This is a genomic window from Streptococcus oralis, from assembly GCF_026782285.1.
Lineage (GTDB): Bacteria > Bacillota > Bacilli > Lactobacillales > Streptococcaceae > Streptococcus > Streptococcus oralis_CG.
In genome coordinates this window covers 70,590-87,313 of record NZ_JAKUWG010000010.1, presented here as the reverse complement: position 1 = coordinate 87,313, position 16,724 = coordinate 70,590, and the positions used below count along the sequence as shown (strand labels likewise).

The window sequence follows — 16,724 nt, the reverse complement described above, 5'->3', positions numbered from 1 at the left end:
AACCACCCGTTAGACAGGTGGTTATGATTTTATAAATGAAGTAAACTTCTCAAAATTCAAAACTTAATTTTGGCATCTATAATTACCTTTATATTTTATTTTTAGTTCATTTAGCTTTAAATTCTACTCTTATAGGATTTGAAGCTTTTTTAGTTCGTTTTTCTGTTAGACTAGTGTTAATAATAAGAAAGGGATTTTTTATATGCTTCAAAAATTTTATGAACGAGCATTTGTCTTTTTGAAACTAGTTGAACAAGAATATGCTTCTTTATGCCAGAGTTCTGCTGAGTGGGAATCACTTCATCTTCGTTTTTTACTTTATTACTTGATAAGATTTAGAATTAAAAGCGATAAAGAGTTTTGTTTATATCATTTTCAGACGGCCTATCGCTTGTATCTAGATAAATTCTTGCTAGGAGGTACTACTCTAAACTAGTGACGTTCATATATATCATTTATCACGAACAATAATCTGTATTGATTTTATATTTTGTAGGATTTTGTTTAATTTTTAAGGTTTTGAATTTTGTTATTTACAGAAATTCCAAATCTTTTCTACTGTTTCTTCTTGATAAAAAAGTGTTTTTTTCTTATAATAAATTGTAAGATATGATTGCGGGTGAAATTCCTGCCATGTATATGAGAAAGGACGAGCTCCTAGTAGCTCAGACGAATTTTATTATGACTTCAGTTGTTGTTGTAGGTACCCAATGGGGCGATGAAGGTAAAGGGAAAATTACAGATTTTCTTTCAGCTAATGCAGAGGTGATTGCTCGTTACCAAGGTGGTGATAATGCTGGTCACACGATTGTGATTGATGGTAAGAAATTTAAGTTGCACTTGATTCCATCTGGAATTTTCTTCCCTGAAAAAATTTCTGTTATTGGGAATGGGATGGTTGTGAACCCGAAATCTCTTGTGAAAGAGTTGAGCTATCTTCATGAGGAAGGTGTGACAACTGATAACTTGCGTATTTCTGATCGTGCGCATGTTATTTTGCCTTACCATATTGAGTTGGATCGCTTGCAAGAAGAAGCTAAGGGTGATAATAAGATTGGTACTACAATTAAAGGAATTGGTCCAGCATATATGGATAAGGCTGCTCGTGTTGGGATTCGTATTGCCGATCTTTTGGACAAAGAGATTTTCCGTGAACGCTTGGAACGTAATCTTGCGGAAAAGAATCGTCTGTTTGAAAAATTATATGATAGCACGCCTATTTCAATTGATAATATTTTTGAAGAGTACTATGAGTACGGCCAACAAATCAAGCAGTATGTGACAGATACATCTGTTATTTTGAACGATGCGCTTGATAACGGCAAACGTGTGCTTTTTGAAGGTGCACAAGGTGTCATGTTGGACATTGACCAAGGTACTTATCCATTTGTTACTTCTTCAAACCCTGTCGCTGGTGGTGTGACAATTGGGTCTGGTGTTGGTCCAAGTAAGATTGACAAGGTTGTAGGTGTGTGTAAAGCCTATACAAGTCGTGTAGGTGATGGACCTTTCCCAACTGAATTGTTTGATGAAGTGGGAGATCGCATTCGTGAAGTAGGTCATGAATATGGTACAACAACTGGTCGTCCACGTCGTGTGGGTTGGTTTGACTCAGTTGTGATGCGCCATAGTCGCCGTGTATCTGGTATTACCAATCTTTCATTGAATTCTATTGATGTTTTGAGCGGTTTGGATACTGTGAAAATTTGTGTGGCTTATGATCTCGATGGTCAACGTATCGACCACTACCCAGCTAGTCTTGAGCAATTAAAACGTTGCAAACCTATCTACGAGGAATTGCCTGGTTGGTCAGAAGACATTACTGGAGTTCGTAATTTGGAAGATCTTCCTGAGAATGCACGTAACTATGTTCGTCGTGTGAGCGAGTTGGTTGGTGTTCGCATCTCGACATTCTCAGTAGGTCCTGGTCGTGAACAAACCAATATTTTAGAAAGTGTTTGGTCATAGGAGATTTTTAAGATTAGTTTAAGACAGGTTGGGTATACTATAGACAGTTACAAGAAGACCTCCTAACTTGTTGTAACAAATATCCTAAACTTTTCTTTTTCATAATAATCTCCCTATTAAGTCACCCCATTGGGTGGCTTTTTTTGTGTTGAGAATCATGATATAATAATAAAACGACAAGTAGGAAAAGAGAAGAACGATGAATTATACAGTTGAAGAAAAAGAAGCCTTTATGAGAGAGGCTTTGAGAGAGGCAGAAATTGCTCTGGAACACGATGAAATTCCAATTGGTTGTGTCATTGTCAAGAATGGAGAAATCATTGGTCGGGGGCATAATGCGCGCGAGGAGTTGCAACGGGCGGTTATGCATGCAGAAATCATGGCCATAGAAAATGCGAATGCAAGTGAAGAGAGTTGGCGTCTGCTTGATTGTACGTTGTTTGTGACCATTGAGCCTTGTGTTATGTGTAGTGGGGCGATTGGACTTGCCCGTATTCCAAATGTAGTTTACGGGGCTAAAAACCAGAAATTTGGTGCTGCTGGTAGTTTGTACGATATTTTGACAGATGAGCGTCTCAATCATCGTGTAGAGGTAGAAACGGGAGTTTTGGAGAGTGAGTGTGCAGCGATTATGCAGGACTTTTTCCGAAATCGACGGAAAAAATAATTTCTCTTTAAAAACAGAGGAGAATGTGGTATAATAGATAGTGGAGCAACAGTTCTGCGTGAAGCGGGTCAGGGGAGGAATCCAGCAGCCCTAAGCGAGTGTGAATTGTGTGCTCTTTTTTCGTGCTTTTTTCGAATAAATAAGATAAAATAGCCTAGAATAAATGATTATAGAAAAGAGAAAAATATGAAAATTCGTGGTTTTGAATTGGTTTCGAGTTTTACAGATGAAAATTTGCTACCGAAGCGTGAGACAGCTCATGCAGCTGGTTATGATTTAAAGGTTGCGGAACGCACTGTGATTGCTCCAGGAGAGATTGTTCTCGTTCCGACTGGTGTCAAGGCTTACATGCAGCCGACAGAAGTGCTCTATCTCTATGACCGTTCTTCAAATCCTCGTAAGAAGGGTCTGGTCTTGATTAACTCGGTTGGTGTCATTGATGGGGATTATTATGGAAATCCTGGAAATGAAGGACATATTTTTGCTCAGATGAAGAATATAACAGATCAAGAGGTTGTTCTTGAAGTTGGAGAACGTGTTGTCCAGGCTGTCTTTGCTCCTTTCTTAATTGCAGATGGAGATGCGGCTGATGGCGTTCGAACTGGTGGATTTGGATCGACAGGGCACTAGGATGAAGATTATCTTTGTACGTCATGGGGAGCCAGATTACCGTGAGTTAGAGGAGCGTTATTATACGGGATTTGGGATAGATTTGGCACCCTTGTCTGAGAAGGGACGGCAACAAGCCCAGAAACTGATCACCAATCCTTTACTCCCTTCAGCTGAAATAATCATATCTTCTGCAGTCACAAGAGCTTTAGAAACGGCTTCTTATGTGGTTTGTGCTACGGGTCTTCCTTTGAGAGTGGAGCCTTTGTTACATGAATGGCAGGTCTATAAAAGTGGCACAGATAATTTTGAAAAAGCTCGTACTATGTTTCTAGAAAATAAGGGGGAGTTACTTCCTAATAGTCCTATTCAATATGAGACAGCTACGGAGATGAAGTCACGTTTTCTAGAATGCATGGTTAAGTATCGAGATTACCAGACCGTGATAGTGGTAACTCACAATATGCTCATGCGCCAGTTTGTTCCAAATGAGAAGATTGATTTTTGCCAAGTGATTGCGTGTGAGTTAGAGATATAGAAAGAGGTTTATCATCGCAAAGAAAAAAGCGACATTTGTATGTCAAAATTGTGGGTATAATTCCCCTAAATATCTGGGACGATGCCCTAACTGTGGGTCTTGGTCTTCCTTTGTAGAAGAGGTTGAGGTTGCTGAGGTCAAGAATGCGCGTGTGTCCTTGACAGGTGAGAAAACTAAACCCATGAAACTGGCTGAGGTGACTTCTATCAACGTTAATCGAACCAAGACAGAGATGGAGGAATTCAACCGTGTACTTGGAGGCGGAGTGGTACCAGGGAGTCTCGTCCTTATCGGTGGGGATCCAGGAATCGGGAAATCAACCCTTCTCCTACAAGTTTCAACCCAGCTGTCTCAAGTGGGTACGGTTCTCTATGTCAGTGGGGAGGAGTCTGCCCAGCAGATTAAGTTACGGGCAGAGCGCTTGGGAGATATTGATAGTGAGTTTTATCTCTATGCAGAGACCAATATGCAGAGCGTTCGATCTGAGGTGGAGCGCATCCAACCAGATTTTCTCATCATTGACTCTATTCAGACCATTATGTCTCCTGAGATTTCAGGGGTGCAGGGGTCTGTGTCTCAGGTGCGTGAGGTGACCGCTGAGCTTATGCAGTTGGCTAAGACCAATAACATTGCCATCTTTATCGTAGGGCATGTGACCAAGGAAGGGACTTTAGCTGGTCCGCGTATGTTGGAGCATATGGTGGATACGGTGCTTTACTTTGAAGGAGAGCGTCACCATACTTTTCGTATTTTGAGAGCGGTCAAAAACCGTTTTGGTTCCACTAATGAGATTGGCATCTTTGAGATGCAGTCGGGTGGATTGGTTGAGGTGCTCAATCCGAGTCAAGTTTTCATAGAAGAGCGTTTGGATGGGGCCACTGGTTCATCAATCGTGGTAACTATGGAAGGTACCCGTCCGATTTTGGCGGAGGTTCAGGCTTTGGTAACACCAACCATGTTTGGAAATGCCAAGCGTACGACGACAGGACTTGATTTCAATCGTGCAAGTCTGATTATGGCTGTTTTGGAAAAACGAGCAGGGCTTCTCTTGCAAAATCAGGATGCCTATCTCAAATCTGCTGGTGGCGTCAAATTGGATGAACCTGCGATTGACTTGGCTGTTGCGGTTGCCATTGCTTCGAGCTACAAAGACAAGCCTACCAATCCTCAGGAATGTTTTGTGGGTGAACTGGGCTTGACCGGAGAGATCCGACGCGTGAATCGTATCGAGCAACGCATCAATGAAGCGGCTAAGCTTGGATTTACAAAAATCTATGTACCCAAGAATTCCTTGACAGGAATCACTCCACCCAAAGAAATTGAGGTCATTGGTGTGACAACGATTCAGGAAGTTTTGAAAAAGGTCTTTGCATAATCCGTGACAAATCCTCTTAAAAATGATAAGATAGGAGAAATGTTTGATGATCAAATTTTCAAGGGGGAAATCGTGTCGTATTTTGAACAGTTTATGCAAGCCAATCAGGCTTATGTTGCCCTTCATGGGAAATTAAATCTGCCACTTAAGCCGAAAACAAGAGTAGCAATTGTGACCTGTATGGACTCACGGCTACACGTCGCGCAAGCTCTGGGTCTGGCACTTGGAGATGCCCATATCTTGCGGAATGCGGGTGGTCGAGTAACAGAGGACATGATTCGTTCACTGGTGATTTCCCAGCAACAAATGGGAACTAGAGAAATTGTGGTGCTTCACCATACAGACTGTGGAGCTCAAACTTTTCAAAATGAAAGTTTTCATGAACATTTGAAACACGAGCTCGGAGTTGATGTGTCTGGTCAAGATTTTTTACCATTCCAGGATGTTGAAGAGAGTGTGAGAGAGGATATGCAGTTGCTTCGAGAATCTCCACTGATTCCTGATGATGTGGTTATTTCAGGTGCGGTTTACGATGTGGATACAGGGAGTATGAGAGAAGTATACTAACTTCATCTCGCAGAATTCTAATTCTAGCATAAAATCGATTGTTAAAATGTAGGATTTTTAGTTTTAATATAGCTAATATAAAATAGTATAAAACAAGGGTATAAATGTTTGCTCTTGTTTTATTTTTGATTGAAAAATAAAGGAAAAAGCGCTACAATGGTAGATGGAAAATGTTGTGTAAAAAACAAGTGATACATAAATACCGGAGGAAATCATGTCTTTTTCTGATTTAAAGCTGTTTGCCCTTTCTTCAAATAGAGAATTGGCAGAGCGTGTGGCGCAAGAGATTGGGATAGAGTTGGGGAAATCGACTGTTCGCCAATTTTCAGATGGGGAGATTCAGGTCAATATCGAAGAGTCTATCCGTGGAAAACACGTCTTTATCCTACAATCAACGAGCTCACCTGTAAATGACAATCTGCTCGAAATTTTGATCATGGTAGATGCCTTGAAGCGGGCTAGTGCAGAATCTGTCAACGTTGTTATGCCTTACTATGGTTACGCACGTCAGGATAGAAAAGCACGAGCACGTGAGCCAATCACTGCAAAACTTGTGGCAAATATGCTAGAAGTGGCTGGAGTGGATCGTTTGTTGACGATTGATTTGCACGCTGCACAGATTCAGGGATTCTTTGATATTCCTGTGGATCACTTGATGGGTGCTCCATTGATTGCGGACTACTTTGAACGTCGTGGCATGGTTGGCTCTGACTACGTGGTTGTCAGTCCAGACCATGGTGGGGTGACTCGTGCTCGTAAATTGGCAGAGTTTTTGAAAACTCCGATTGCGATTATTGACAAACGCCGCAGTGTAGACAAGATGAATACCAGCGAAGTGATGAACATTATCGGTAAGGTCGAAGGTAAGACTTGTATCTTGATTGACGACATGATCGATACAGCTGGAACCATCTGTCATGCAGCGGATGCTCTTGCTGAAGCAGGTGCGGTTGAAGTTTACGCAAGCTGTACGCACCCAGTTCTTTCAGGGCCCGCTATGGACAATATCCAAAAATCAGCTATTAAGAAATTAGTTGTTTTGGATACTATCTACCTACCAGAAGAGCGTTTGATTGATAAGATTGAACAAATCTCTATCGCCCACCTTCTAGGAGATGCCATCGTGCGTATCCATGAAAAACGCCCTCTTTCTCCTTTGTTTAGCATTGAGAAAAAGATTTAATCTTTCACTTGAAATAGATAGTTCTCCTAGCAGGTTTCTTTTCTTGCTAGGAGATTTTTATAGTCAAAATCTGCAAGCCTTTTCAAAATATGCTATACTGATGAAAAAGGAGGATTTCTATGAGTCAAGAATTTATCAATCCAAGTGATGGTGTGATTCGTCAGTATCTGGCGACCAGTAAAACATTAGCGGTAGTGGGTTTGTCTGACCGTGAGGAAACAACTAGCAATCGAGTGACCAAGGAAATGCAGGCTCGAGGCTATAAAATTATTCCAGTTAATCCCAAGGCTGCAGGTGGGGAAATCTTGGGAGAAAAGGCTTATGCGAGTCTAGCTGAGATTCCTTTTCCTGTAGATATTGTCAATGTTTACCGTCGTAGTGAGTTTTTGCCAGATGTGGCGCGTGATTTTCTCAAGGCTGATGCCAAGATTTTTTGGGCGCAATTAGGACTTGAAAGCCTAGAAGCGGAAGAAATCTTGCGTGCCGGAGGATGCGATGACATCGTGATGAATCGCTGTATCAAGAGAGAACATACACGCTTAATTCTTGAACAATAAAAGGTAGCCATGGGCTACCTTTTGTGTTAGAAAATACCAATCAATGCCTGCATGCCAAGACTGGTAAGAATGATGGCAATCCAGCAAAGGGCTCCGAGTACAATGGATTTTCCGCTGGATTTGATCATGGCTACTAGATTTGTTTTGAGACCGATAGCACTCATGGCCATGATGATAAAGAATTTAGAGAGTTGTTTGAGAGGGGTAAAGAAGCTACTAGACACACCAAGAGAGGTAAGAAGGGTCGTTAAGAGAGAGGCTAGGATGAAGTAAAGGATAAAAAGTGGGAAGACTTTTTTCAGTTGGAAATCTTGGCTGTTTTTTTGTTGGCGATTTTGCCAGTAGGAGAGAAAGAGCGTAATGGGAATGATAGCTAGGGTGCGCGTGAGTTTCACAATGGTTGCAGACTCAAGGGTATTGGTATGGTAAAGACTGTCCCAGGCACTAGCTGTGGCCGTTACAGAAGAAGTATCATTGACCGCAGTTCCTGCAAAGAGGGCAAAGCCGTCATTGGATAGGTGAAGCCAGGTTCCTAGGGTTGGAAAGATGAGCGCAGCCAAGACATTGAAGAAAAAGATGACGGAAATGGCTTGGGCAACTTCTTTTTCCTTGGCATGGATAACGGGCGCTGTCGCAGCAATGGCAGAACCACCGCAGATAGAAGAACCCACTCCAATCAAGGTAGCTAGTTTTGTGTCTAGCGCAAAGAAACGCTGGAAGAGGTAGGCAACGATTAAGGAAATCGAAATGGTGGAAAGAATGACAGGGAGTGAAGTTTGTCCAACTGCGAAGACTTGCGAGATATTGAGACCAAAACCAAGCAAGATAACAGCATACTGGAGCAATTTTTTGGAACTAAAGGTCAAACCTGCATCTAGTTGTTTGTAGGGTGAGAGCCAGGGGTGGAGGAGCATTCCAGCAAAAATTGCAAAGACAGGTGCGCCCACGACGGGGAAAAATCCTCCTAGAAACCAAGAAATGATAGAAATGAGAAGGCAGGCCAAGATTCCTGCCCCATTTTTTGATAAAAATGACATATGAACCTCCGAAAATAAGCACTTATTATTATAGTCCTGTCGAGAAGAAAAGTAAAACAGAAAGTGAAAAATGAGGGTTTCAGATGGATTTTGCGGTCAGGGAGCTTTTGTAGTATAATAGTACTATGTTCTGTAAGCAAGGGGGATATCTATGGACTTAACCAAGCGCTTTAATAAACAGTTAGACAAGATTCAAGTTTCGTTGATTCGCCAGTTTGACCAGGCTATTTCGGAGATTCCTGGGGTCTTGCGTTTGACCTTGGGGGAACCTGATTTTACAACGCCAGATCATGTCAAGGAAGCAGCCAAGCGAGCGATTGACCAGAACCAATCCTACTACACAGGGATGAGTGGTTTACTGACCTTGCGCCAGGCTGCTAGCGACTTTGTAAAAGAAAAGTACCAGCTAGATTATAATCCTGAAAATGAAATTTTGGTTACAATTGGGGCGACAGAGGCTTTATCTGCTACTTTGACAGCTATTTTGGAAGAGGGAGACAAGGTTCTCTTACCAGCTCCTGCCTATCCAGGATATGAGCCGATTGTCAATCTAGTTGGGGCAGAGATTGTTGAGATTGATACAACTGAAAATGGTTTTGTCTTGACTCCTGAGATGTTGGAAAAGGCCATTTTGGAGCAAGGGGACAAGCTCAAAGCAGTTATTCTCAACTATCCAGCCAATCCGACAGGAATTACCTATAGTCGGGAGCAGTTGGAAGCCTTGGCAGACGTTTTACGCAAGTATGAGATTTTTGTGATCTGTGATGAGGTCTACTCAGAATTAACCTATACAGGGGAAGCTCATGTGTCTCTGGGAACTATGCTGAGAGACCAGGCTATTATTATCAATGGCTTGTCTAAATCGCATGCTATGACTGGTTGGCGTTTAGGCTTTATCTTTGCTCCTGCGGCTTTCACAGCTCAGTTAATCAAGAGTCACCAATATTTGGTTACTGCTGCAAATACGATGGCTCAGCATGCTGCGGTGGAGGCTTTGACCGCTGGTAAAAACGACGCAGAGCCTATGAAAAAGGAATACATCCAGCGTCGAGATTATATCATCGAAAAGATGACTGCTCTTGGTTTTGAGATTATCAAACCAGATGGGGCCTTCTACATCTTTGCTAAGATTCCAGCGGGCTACAATCAAGACTCCTTTGCTTTTCTGAAGGATTTTGCCTATAAGAAGGCTGTTGCCTTTATCCCTGGTGCAGCCTTTGGACGTTACGGAGAAGGCTATGTTCGCCTATCTTATGCAGCTAGCATGGAGACTATCAAAGAGGCCATGAAACGACTTGAGGAGTACATGAGAGAAGCATGATTCAGTCTATCACGAGTCAAGGTCTCGTACTCTACAATCGTAACTTTCGTGAGGATGACAAGCTAGTCAAAATTTTTACCGATCAGGCGGGCAAGCGCATGTTTTTCGTCAAACACGCTGGCCAGTCCAAACTAGCTCCGGTTATTCAGCCCTTGGTGTTGGCACGATTTCTCTTGCGAATCAATGATGACGGGCTTAGCTACATCGAGGACTACCATGAGGTGATGACCTTTCCCAAGATTAATAGTGATCTCTTTGTCATGGCCTATGCAACCTATGTGGCTGCTCTTGCAGATGCTAGTTTGCAGGATAATCAGCAGGATGCTCCCTTGTTTGCTTTCTTGAGGAAGACTCTGGAGTTGATGGAAGCAGGCATAGATTATCAGGTTTTGACCAATATTTTTGAAATTCAAATCTTGACTCGATTTGGAATCAGCCTTAATTTTAATGAGTGTGTCTTTTGCCATCGGGTGGGTCAGGCCTTTGACTTTTCTTTTAAATATGGAGCCTGCCTCTGCCCAGAGCATTATCATGAGGATGAGAGACGTTGTCATCTAAATCCCAATATCCCTTATCTGCTCAATCAATTTCAAGCCATTGATTTTGAAACCTTGGAGACCATTTCGCTCAAGACCGAAATCAAGCAAGACTTGCGCAAGTTTATGGATCAACTCTACGAAGAGTACGTTGGAATTCACCTAAAATCAAAGAAATTTATTGATTCCCTAGCAGACTGGGGACAATTACTAAAAGAGGAAGACAAATGAAAAAAATCGCAGTAGATGCTATGGGGGGCGATTACGCACCTCAAGCCATCGTTGAGGGTGTCAATCAAGCCCTTGCTGACTTTTCAGATATTGAGATTCAACTTTATGGAGACGAAAGCAAAATCAAGCAATATCTAACAGCGACAGAACGCGTCAGCATTATCCATACGGATGAGAAGATTGATTTTGATGATGAGCCTACAAAAGCTATTCGTAAGAAGAAAAATGCCAGTATGGTATTAGCGGCTAAGGCAGTCAAAGAAGGAGAGGCAGACGCTGTCCTCTCGGCTGGTAATACAGGTGCCTTGTTGGCTGCAGGATTCTTCATTGTAGGTCGTATCAAGAATATCGATCGTCCTGGGCTTATGTCGACCTTGCCGACTGTAGATGGGAAGGGTTTTGATATGCTAGACCTTGGAGCCAATGCAGAAAATACAGCCCAGCACCTCCATCAATATGCTGTCTTAGGTTCCTTTTATGCCAAGAATGTTCGTGGGATTGCTCAACCACGTATTGGTTTGCTCAACAACGGAACAGAAAGCAGCAAGGGAGACCCGCTTCGTAAGGAAACTTATGACTTACTAGCGGCTGATGAAAGTTTGAACTTTATCGGAAACGTGGAAGCACGTGATCTGATGAATGGCGTTGTGGATGTTGTCGTAACAGATGGTTTCACGGGAAACGCTGTACTCAAATCTATTGAAGGTACAGCTATGGGAATCATGGGTTTGCTTAAAAATGCTATTACAGGTGGTGGCCTTCAAGCGAAACTAGGTGCTCTTCTTCTCAAGGATAGCCTTAGAGGTTTGAAAAAGCAACTCAACTATTCAGATGTTGGTGGAGCGGTCTTGTTTGGTGTTAAGGCACCGGTTGTCAAGACTCATGGCTCAAGTGATGCCAAGGCTGTGTATAGTACGATTCGCCAGATTCGTACCATGCTCGAAACAGACGTAGTTGCTCAGACTGCGCGTGAATTTTCAGGAGAATAAAAAGATGACAGAAAAAGAAATTTTTGACCGTATTGTGACCATTATCCAAGAGCGACAGGGAGAGGACTTTGTCGTAACAGAGGCCTTGAGTTTGAAAGACGATCTAGATGCGGACTCAGTGGATTTGATGGAGTTTGTCTTGACACTAGAAGATGAATTTGGTATCGAGATCAGTGATGAGGAAATTGACCAACTTCAAAGTGTGGCAGATGTGGTCGGAACTATTAAAGGTAAGATATAGCAAAAAGCAACATGCAAGTCATGTTGTTTTTTTGTTTGCAGGAAAAAGGAAAAATTTGAAACATTTTTGTAGAAATTGCGAATATAGAGATGAGACAGAAAAAAGGAGGAACGTTTATGTATGTGACCGGTTTTTATCCATGGTTCATTAAGTGGTTTTTAAAATAAAAATGAAATAGTTGTTCATTTTCGAATTGTTTTTCGAATAGATAGGTAAGGAAAAAGGAAGGAGACTACGCGATGCATTTACCAATCTTATTGCCATGGTTTATCAAATGGTATTTAAAATAAATGAAATTTACCTGTTCATTTTAAATCACTTCTCGAATAGATAAGTGAGAAGAAAAGGAAGGAAAAAAGATTTCAGTAATTTATCCAATCTGGTTTTTAAAATGGTTTAAGAGCTAGAAGTCGTAAACTAAAAAATAGAAATAAAGGAGGAAAAAGATGGCAAATTTTGACAAAATGGAACAAAACTTTGTAGCTCTTACAGAAGAAGAGTTGATGGATGTGGATGGGGGTTCTGTTACTGCTGTGGTAGTAGGAGGTATCTTACTTATTGGCGGTATTGCTTGGGGATACTTTATGTGATAATAGGAGGATAAAATGAATATGAATAATTTAAATAAATGGACAGAATTGACAGAAGAAGAATTGATGAATACAGAAGGTGGCTTAATTACCATAGCCATGATTGCTGGAGGAGTAGCAATTTTCCTTGGTGGTCGATTAATTGGTCAAGATTTAAAACGTAAATTTGGATAAAAGTAGACTTGTATGAAAAATCTAAAAAATTTAATAGGCGTGCTTTTAATCATTTTTGGAGTACTCTGTGTGCTAGGTGATTTAAATGTAATTACCTTTAAAGTTGATCAGTATGTAGGCTCGGAATTATGGATTCCGATCCTTATTTTAATGATGAGTTATTTGGATTCAAGCAAAAACAAGGTTTAAAGAGAACTATTGTTAGTGTGTGGCAAATACTATTGAATAGTCATCTTTTAGTTACTACCAATAAAAAATGGAGAAATAAATGAAGATTTCAGAAGAATTTTCAGTAATTATTATATCAGCTTCAGGAATAGTAGGGCTTTTGGTTGGAGTAGCTATTGGATTAGCCAGTATTATTTAAAAAGGAGAGAGAAAAATGAAAAAACTGGATGAAAAATTTGACATCATGACAGAAGCAGACTTATCTGTCACTGAGGGAGGCTTCATTGTTACTACTTCCACAGCAATAGCTTGGGGTGTATTAGGAGTAGCTTCTTATATGTATGGGCGTTATCTAGGAAGTAGACGCTAAGCTAAAAATTTGGGATAAAGTATGTAAGGAAATCAATTATGAATCACAACCTTAATCTCAATACACTCTTGCCTAAATTAGCCACTATAGTTCCTTTGTTGGCAATTGGTCTGCATCTCGCACTTCATGTGATTCGTACATGTTCATTAGTATCCTTTGATTGGCAATGAACTTTAGTTGGCTTGCTTGCGTCGGGCTATTTTGGTATTTTTTGCAGAGATTTGTCAAAAGATAATCAAAACTATAAATGATGAATCTGAATGAAAAGGATTTTGTGCATGTAAATGGCGGAGTTTTTCCGCCTTTCTTGTCAGGTAAATAGGAGTCTACCATGAAAAAATTCTTATTAGGATTTGCTGAGGGATATTTTATCGTATCACTCATTATCTATATCGCAACGTATTTGATTTTGAAAAACCCGATCAATACCTTGTTTTATCCAGAAACCTATCCTGTTCTGTTAGGATTGTTTTATGTAGGGTACAAGTACAAAACAAAAGAAAGTAAGATTGAGAATTGATGGACCATCAGATTGGAGTTTGAGATGAAAGTCGCTCAATTGCTACGAAAAGCTTGGCCAGAGTTTATTGTATTATTTAGCTCGATGGCTTATCTAATTATTAGAATCGTAGCTGATGTAAACAAAATACATCTACCTACATGGTTTGAATATTTTGATATACCTACGATTTCATTATTCTTAATGACCTTTATCTTACTTTATAGAAGTGAAGAAAAAGATGACAAGTAGTGACAATATGAGTCGGATTTCTGTAGCTCCAGCATAAAAGCAATCTTGGAGTGTTAGACTAAAGAAACATAATCTGCATTTAGTGAGGAAGGTATCCGTATGTTAAAAAAGAAGTGATCTTATTAGGGGGGATTCTACTAGTACGCATTGTACTTTCTATCATTCAAGTTTTAATGGACTATAAGCTATTACTAGGAAAGTATAGTGTAAATTTCATGGAAGTTTCAGATCTGTTTTCTTATCCTATACTTCTTTTAATTATTTACATAGCGGTAAAATACCATACTATTCTCAAAAGAGAAAGTAAAGAAAGTAATGAGAACCGAAATGAATAAGATTTTAAAATCCTTCATTGTATTTATTTTTCTATTTTTAATGAATATTCTCATCTTTACGATACTAGCAACTCTTGGATTTCAGGTGACAATGAGTGAAAGTAGTTATCTGGTGCCCCCTGTGTTTGCTTTTATCGTTTTATACACCATTCACAAAAGAAGTGGGAAAGGTAAGAAATCTCTGTAATTGAATGTTCTAGGCAGGACTCTTGTTCTGCCTATTTTCTTTGGCTAAAAGTGCTGTTCAGGTATGAATATTGTTTTTTCAGAAATAATTTTCCGATTTCTTCTTTGTTTGGTTAAAATAATCTTACAAAGTTTTTTAAGAATTGGTTAGAAAAAAGGAGATGGATATGAAATTTGGGAAAAGACACTATCGTCCCCAGGTGGATCAGATGGATTGTGGCGTGGCTTCCTTGGCTATGGTCTTTGGCTATTATGGTAGTTATTACTCCTTGGCCCATCTACGAGAGTTGGCCAAGACGACCATGGATGGGACGACTGCTTTGGGGCTTGTAAAGGTGGCAGAGGAGCTTGGCTTTGAGACGCGGGCTATCAAGGCGGATATGACGCTCTTTGATCTGCCTGATTTGACCTTTCCTTTTGTGGCCCATGTGCTCAAGGAAGGGAAATTGCTCCACTACTATGTGGTGACAGGTCAGGATAAGAAGACCATCCATATCGCTGATCCAGATCCTGGTGTCAAGCTAACCAAGATTTCCCGTGAGCGATTTGCGCAAGAGTGGACAGGGGTCAGTCTCTTTATGGCGCCATCTCCAGACTATAAACCTCATAAGGAGAAAAAACAGGGGCTCCTATCCTTCTTGCCCATCTTATTCAAACAGCGTGGCTTAATTACCAATATCGTACTAGCGACACTCTTGGTAACCCTGATTAACATTGTGGGTTCTTATTATCTGCAGTCTATCATTGATACCTATGTGCCAGATCAGATGCGTTCGACGCTGGGTATCATCTCTATTGGTTTGGTCATCGTCTATATTCTCCAGCAGATTTTGTCTTATGCTCAGGAGTATCTCTTACTTGTTTTGGGGCAACGCCTGTCAATTGATGTGATTTTGTCTTATATCAAGCATGTTTTTCACCTGCCAATGTCCTTTTTCGCGACACGCAGGACAGGAGAAATCGTATCTCGTTTTACAGATGCCAATAGTATCATTGACGCGCTAGCGTCGACCATTCTGTCGATTTTCCTAGATGTGTCGACGATTTTGATTATTTCGCTTGTCTTGTTTTCACAAAATATGATGCTCTTTTTCATTAGTCTGCTTGCCCTTCCCATCTATACAGTGATTATCTTTGTCTTTATGAAACCTTTTGAAAAGATGAATCGGGATACAATGGAAGCCAATGCGGTTCTGTCTTCTTCTATCATCGAGGATATCAACGGTATTGAGACCATTAAGTCTTTGACCAGTGAAAGTTCGCGCTATCAAAAGATTGACAAGGAATTTGTGGCTTATCTGAAAAAATCTTTTACCTATAGTCGGGCAGAAAGCCAGCAAAAGGCACTGAAAAAAGTTGCCCAGCTCCTGCTCAATGTTGCTGTTCTCTGGATGGGAGCTATTCTCGTCATGGATGGGAAAATGAGTTTGGGCCAGCTGATTACCTATAACACCCTGCTCGTTTACTTTACCAATCCTTTGGAAAATATCATCAACCTGCAAACCAAGCTTCAGACAGCGCAGGTTGCCAATAACCGTCTGAATGAGGTTTATCTAGTAGCTTCGGAGTTTGAGGAGAAGAAAACGGTCGAAGATTTGAGGATGATGAAAGGAGATATGACTTTCAATCAGGTTCACTACAAGTATGGCTATGGTCGAGATGTTTTGTCGGATATCAATTTGACCATTCCGCAAGGTTCTAAAGTGGCTTTCGTGGGAATTTCAGGATCAGGCAAGACAACTTTGGCCAAGATGATGGTTAATTTTTACGACCCAAGTCAGGGGGAGATTAGTCTGGGTGGTGTCAATCTCAATCAGATTGACAAAAAGGCTTTGCGCCAGTACATTAACTATCTGCCTCAACAGCCCTATGTCTTTAACGGAACGATTTTGGAGAATCTTCTCCTTGGAGCCAAGGAGGGGACGACTCAGGAAGATATCTTACGGGCGGTTGAATTGGCAGAGATTCGGGAGGATATTGAGCGCATGCCACTGAATTATCAGACAGAATTAACTTCGGATGGGGCTGGAATTTCAGGTGGACAACGTCAGCGAATCGCTCTGGCGCGAGCTCTTTTAACGGATGCGCCTGTCTTGATATTGGATGAGGCGACCAGCAGTCTGGATATCTTGACAGAGAAGCGGATTGTGGATAATCTCATGGCTTTAGATAAGACCTTGATTTTCATCGCCCACCGCTTGACCATTGCTGAGCGGACAGAGAAGGTTCTTGTCTTGGATCAGGGTAAGATTGTCGAAGAAGGCAATCATGCTGATTTGCTGGCTCGAGATGGCTTTTACGCCCATTTGGTGAATAGCTAGAAAGAGGAGA

The 16,724-nt window shown here is 41.0% G+C and carries 21 protein-coding genes, 1 other RNA gene and 1 pseudogene; 22 read left to right on the top strand and 1 reads right to left on the bottom strand.

The features are described from left to right. Positions 1 to 202: 202 nt before the first annotated feature. The 10 genes from comW to MK403_RS08880 all read left to right on the top strand — a co-directional run bounded on the left by comW (position 203) and on the right by MK403_RS08880 (position 7,464). Positions 203 to 436: a sigma(X)-activator ComW gene (gene comW / locus MK403_RS08925; protein ID WP_268709625.1), complete on the top strand. Its 234-nt coding sequence runs from the start codon at positions 203 to 205 to the stop codon at positions 434 to 436. Positions 437 to 681: 245 nt separating this feature from the next. Further along, positions 682 to 1,968: an adenylosuccinate synthase gene (locus MK403_RS08920; RefSeq protein ID WP_268709630.1), complete on the top strand. Its 1,287-nt coding sequence runs from the start codon at positions 682 to 684 to the stop codon at positions 1,966 to 1,968. Positions 1,969 to 2,167: 199 nt separating this feature from the next. Beyond that, a complete protein-coding gene (gene tadA / locus MK403_RS08915) occupies positions 2,168 to 2,635 on the top strand; it encodes a tRNA adenosine(34) deaminase TadA (RefSeq protein WP_268709624.1) in 468 nt (155 codons plus the stop codon). 32 nt (positions 2,636 to 2,667) lie between these two features. Then, an RNA gene (gene ffs, locus MK403_RS08910) (signal recognition particle sRNA small type) lies at positions 2,668 to 2,764 on the top strand. A gap of 57 nt (positions 2,765 to 2,821) precedes the next feature. Further along, complete coding sequence (locus MK403_RS08905; protein ID WP_000701980.1) at positions 2,822 to 3,265, top strand: dUTP diphosphatase; 444 nt, start codon at positions 2,822 to 2,824, stop codon at positions 3,263 to 3,265. Continuing rightward, positions 3,225 to 3,782, top strand: coding sequence for a histidine phosphatase family protein (locus MK403_RS08900; protein WP_225742435.1), 558 nt, complete (start codon positions 3,225 to 3,227; stop codon positions 3,780 to 3,782). The genes MK403_RS08905 and MK403_RS08900 overlap by 41 nt, the downstream gene beginning before the upstream one ends. Before the next feature lie 13 nt (positions 3,783 to 3,795). Next, positions 3,796 to 5,157 (top strand): DNA repair protein RadA, encoded by a 1,362-nt coding sequence (gene radA / locus MK403_RS08895; protein ID WP_268709629.1) that lies wholly within the window; start codon positions 3,796 to 3,798, stop codon positions 5,155 to 5,157. Between the two features lie 72 nt (positions 5,158 to 5,229). Further along, positions 5,230 to 5,724, top strand: coding sequence for a beta-class carbonic anhydrase (locus MK403_RS08890; protein ID WP_268709628.1), 495 nt, complete (start codon positions 5,230 to 5,232; stop codon positions 5,722 to 5,724). A gap of 214 nt (positions 5,725 to 5,938) precedes the next feature. After that, complete coding sequence (locus tag MK403_RS08885) at positions 5,939 to 6,907, top strand: ribose-phosphate diphosphokinase (protein ID WP_000010178.1); 969 nt, start codon at positions 5,939 to 5,941, stop codon at positions 6,905 to 6,907. A 119-nt stretch (positions 6,908 to 7,026) separates the two neighbouring features. Further along, a complete protein-coding gene (locus MK403_RS08880; RefSeq protein ID WP_000076478.1) occupies positions 7,027 to 7,464 on the top strand; it encodes a CoA-binding protein in 438 nt (145 codons plus the stop codon). Positions 7,465 to 7,490: 26 nt separating this feature from the next. Here MK403_RS08880 and MK403_RS08875 read toward each other — a convergent pair whose 3' ends face one another. Then, positions 7,491 to 8,501, bottom strand: coding sequence for a YeiH family protein (locus MK403_RS08875; protein ID WP_038806553.1), 1,011 nt, complete (start codon positions 8,499 to 8,501; stop codon positions 7,491 to 7,493). Positions 8,502 to 8,652: 151 nt separating this feature from the next. On the opposite strand from MK403_RS08875, the gene MK403_RS08870 reads away from it, so the two are divergent. The 12 genes and pseudogenes from MK403_RS08870 to comA all read left to right on the top strand — a co-directional run bounded on the left by MK403_RS08870 (position 8,653) and on the right by comA (position 16,714). Next, entirely contained in the window at positions 8,653 to 9,822 is a 1,170-nt protein-coding gene (locus tag MK403_RS08870; RefSeq protein ID WP_038806552.1) for a pyridoxal phosphate-dependent aminotransferase, read from the top strand. Beyond that, the gene (gene recO, locus MK403_RS08865) at positions 9,819 to 10,589 is read left to right on the top strand and encodes a DNA repair protein RecO (RefSeq protein WP_038806551.1); all 771 of its coding nucleotides are present in this window, start codon (positions 9,819 to 9,821) and stop codon (positions 10,587 to 10,589) included. Before MK403_RS08870 ends, recO begins: the two co-directional genes overlap by 4 nt. Next, positions 10,586 to 11,578 (top strand): phosphate acyltransferase PlsX, encoded by a 993-nt coding sequence (gene plsX / locus MK403_RS08860; RefSeq protein ID WP_038806550.1) that lies wholly within the window; start codon positions 10,586 to 10,588, stop codon positions 11,576 to 11,578. Before recO ends, plsX begins: the two co-directional genes overlap by 4 nt. A 4-nt stretch (positions 11,579 to 11,582) precedes the next feature. Next, the gene (locus tag MK403_RS08855) at positions 11,583 to 11,819 is read left to right on the top strand and encodes an acyl carrier protein (RefSeq protein ID WP_038806549.1); all 237 of its coding nucleotides are present in this window, start codon (positions 11,583 to 11,585) and stop codon (positions 11,817 to 11,819) included. Positions 11,820 to 12,265: 446 nt separating this feature from the next. Continuing rightward, positions 12,266 to 12,409 (top strand): class IIb bacteriocin, lactobin A/cerein 7B family, encoded by a 144-nt coding sequence (locus MK403_RS08850; protein ID WP_038806548.1) that lies wholly within the window; start codon positions 12,266 to 12,268, stop codon positions 12,407 to 12,409. 15 nt (positions 12,410 to 12,424) lie between these two features. Further along, positions 12,425 to 12,583, top strand: a complete 159-nt coding sequence (locus MK403_RS08845) for a class IIb bacteriocin, lactobin A/cerein 7B family (protein ID WP_038806547.1) — start codon at positions 12,425 to 12,427, stop codon at positions 12,581 to 12,583. Positions 12,584 to 12,965: 382 nt separating this feature from the next. Next, entirely contained in the window at positions 12,966 to 13,121 is a 156-nt protein-coding gene (locus MK403_RS08840) for a hypothetical protein (RefSeq protein WP_000732133.1), read from the top strand. 38 nt (positions 13,122 to 13,159) lie between these two features. After that, a pseudogene (locus MK403_RS08835) lies at positions 13,160 to 13,372 on the top strand (bacteriocin immunity protein). 80 nt (positions 13,373 to 13,452) lie between these two features. Then, positions 13,453 to 13,641: a hypothetical protein gene (locus MK403_RS08830; protein ID WP_038806545.1), complete on the top strand. Its 189-nt coding sequence runs from the start codon at positions 13,453 to 13,455 to the stop codon at positions 13,639 to 13,641. Positions 13,642 to 13,665: 24 nt separating this feature from the next. Next, positions 13,666 to 13,872: a hypothetical protein gene (locus MK403_RS08825; RefSeq protein ID WP_038806544.1), complete on the top strand. Its 207-nt coding sequence runs from the start codon at positions 13,666 to 13,668 to the stop codon at positions 13,870 to 13,872. A gap of 327 nt (positions 13,873 to 14,199) precedes the next feature. Then, the gene (locus tag MK403_RS08820) at positions 14,200 to 14,394 is read left to right on the top strand and encodes a hypothetical protein (RefSeq protein WP_038806543.1); all 195 of its coding nucleotides are present in this window, start codon (positions 14,200 to 14,202) and stop codon (positions 14,392 to 14,394) included. A gap of 166 nt (positions 14,395 to 14,560) precedes the next feature. Then, entirely contained in the window at positions 14,561 to 16,714 is a 2,154-nt protein-coding gene (comA, locus tag MK403_RS08815; RefSeq protein WP_038806542.1) for a peptide cleavage/export ABC transporter ComA, read from the top strand. Positions 16,715 to 16,724: the final 10 nt, after the last annotated feature.

Bases quoted from the DNA above. Each gene is read 5' to 3' on its own strand.
- MK403_RS08845 (WP_038806547.1), top strand. From the start codon at position 12,425: ATGAATATGAATAATTTAAATAAATGGACAGAATTGACAGAAGAAGAA.
- MK403_RS08875 (WP_038806553.1), bottom strand. From the start codon at position 8,501: ATGTCATTTTTATCAAAAAATGGGGCAGGAATCTTGGCCTGCCTTCTC.
- recO (WP_038806551.1), top strand. From the start codon at position 9,819: ATGATTCAGTCTATCACGAGTCAAGGTCTCGTACTCTACAATCGTAAC.
- MK403_RS08900 (WP_225742435.1), top strand. From the start codon at position 3,225: ATGGCGTTCGAACTGGTGGATTTGGATCGACAGGGCACTAGGATGAAG.
- MK403_RS08920 (WP_268709630.1), top strand. From the start codon at position 682: ATGACTTCAGTTGTTGTTGTAGGTACCCAATGGGGCGATGAAGGTAAA.
- MK403_RS08825 (WP_038806544.1), top strand. From the start codon at position 13,666: ATGAAAGTCGCTCAATTGCTACGAAAAGCTTGGCCAGAGTTTATTGTA.
- MK403_RS08880 (WP_000076478.1), top strand. From the start codon at position 7,027: ATGAGTCAAGAATTTATCAATCCAAGTGATGGTGTGATTCGTCAGTAT.
- plsX (WP_038806550.1), top strand. From the start codon at position 10,586: ATGAAAAAAATCGCAGTAGATGCTATGGGGGGCGATTACGCACCTCAA.
- MK403_RS08820 (WP_038806543.1), top strand. From the start codon at position 14,200: ATGAATAAGATTTTAAAATCCTTCATTGTATTTATTTTTCTATTTTTA.
- MK403_RS08850 (WP_038806548.1), top strand. From the start codon at position 12,266: ATGGCAAATTTTGACAAAATGGAACAAAACTTTGTAGCTCTTACAGAA.
- MK403_RS08905 (WP_000701980.1), top strand. From the start codon at position 2,822: ATGAAAATTCGTGGTTTTGAATTGGTTTCGAGTTTTACAGATGAAAAT.
- tadA (WP_268709624.1), top strand. From the start codon at position 2,168: ATGAATTATACAGTTGAAGAAAAAGAAGCCTTTATGAGAGAGGCTTTG.
- MK403_RS08830 (WP_038806545.1), top strand. From the start codon at position 13,453: ATGAAAAAATTCTTATTAGGATTTGCTGAGGGATATTTTATCGTATCA.
- MK403_RS08840 (WP_000732133.1), top strand. From the start codon at position 12,966: ATGAAAAAACTGGATGAAAAATTTGACATCATGACAGAAGCAGACTTA.
- comW (WP_268709625.1), top strand. From the start codon at position 203: ATGCTTCAAAAATTTTATGAACGAGCATTTGTCTTTTTGAAACTAGTT.
- MK403_RS08870 (WP_038806552.1), top strand. From the start codon at position 8,653: ATGGACTTAACCAAGCGCTTTAATAAACAGTTAGACAAGATTCAAGTT.
- MK403_RS08855 (WP_038806549.1), top strand. From the start codon at position 11,583: ATGACAGAAAAAGAAATTTTTGACCGTATTGTGACCATTATCCAAGAG.
- MK403_RS08885 (WP_000010178.1), top strand. From the start codon at position 5,939: ATGTCTTTTTCTGATTTAAAGCTGTTTGCCCTTTCTTCAAATAGAGAA.
- comA (WP_038806542.1), top strand. From the start codon at position 14,561: ATGAAATTTGGGAAAAGACACTATCGTCCCCAGGTGGATCAGATGGAT.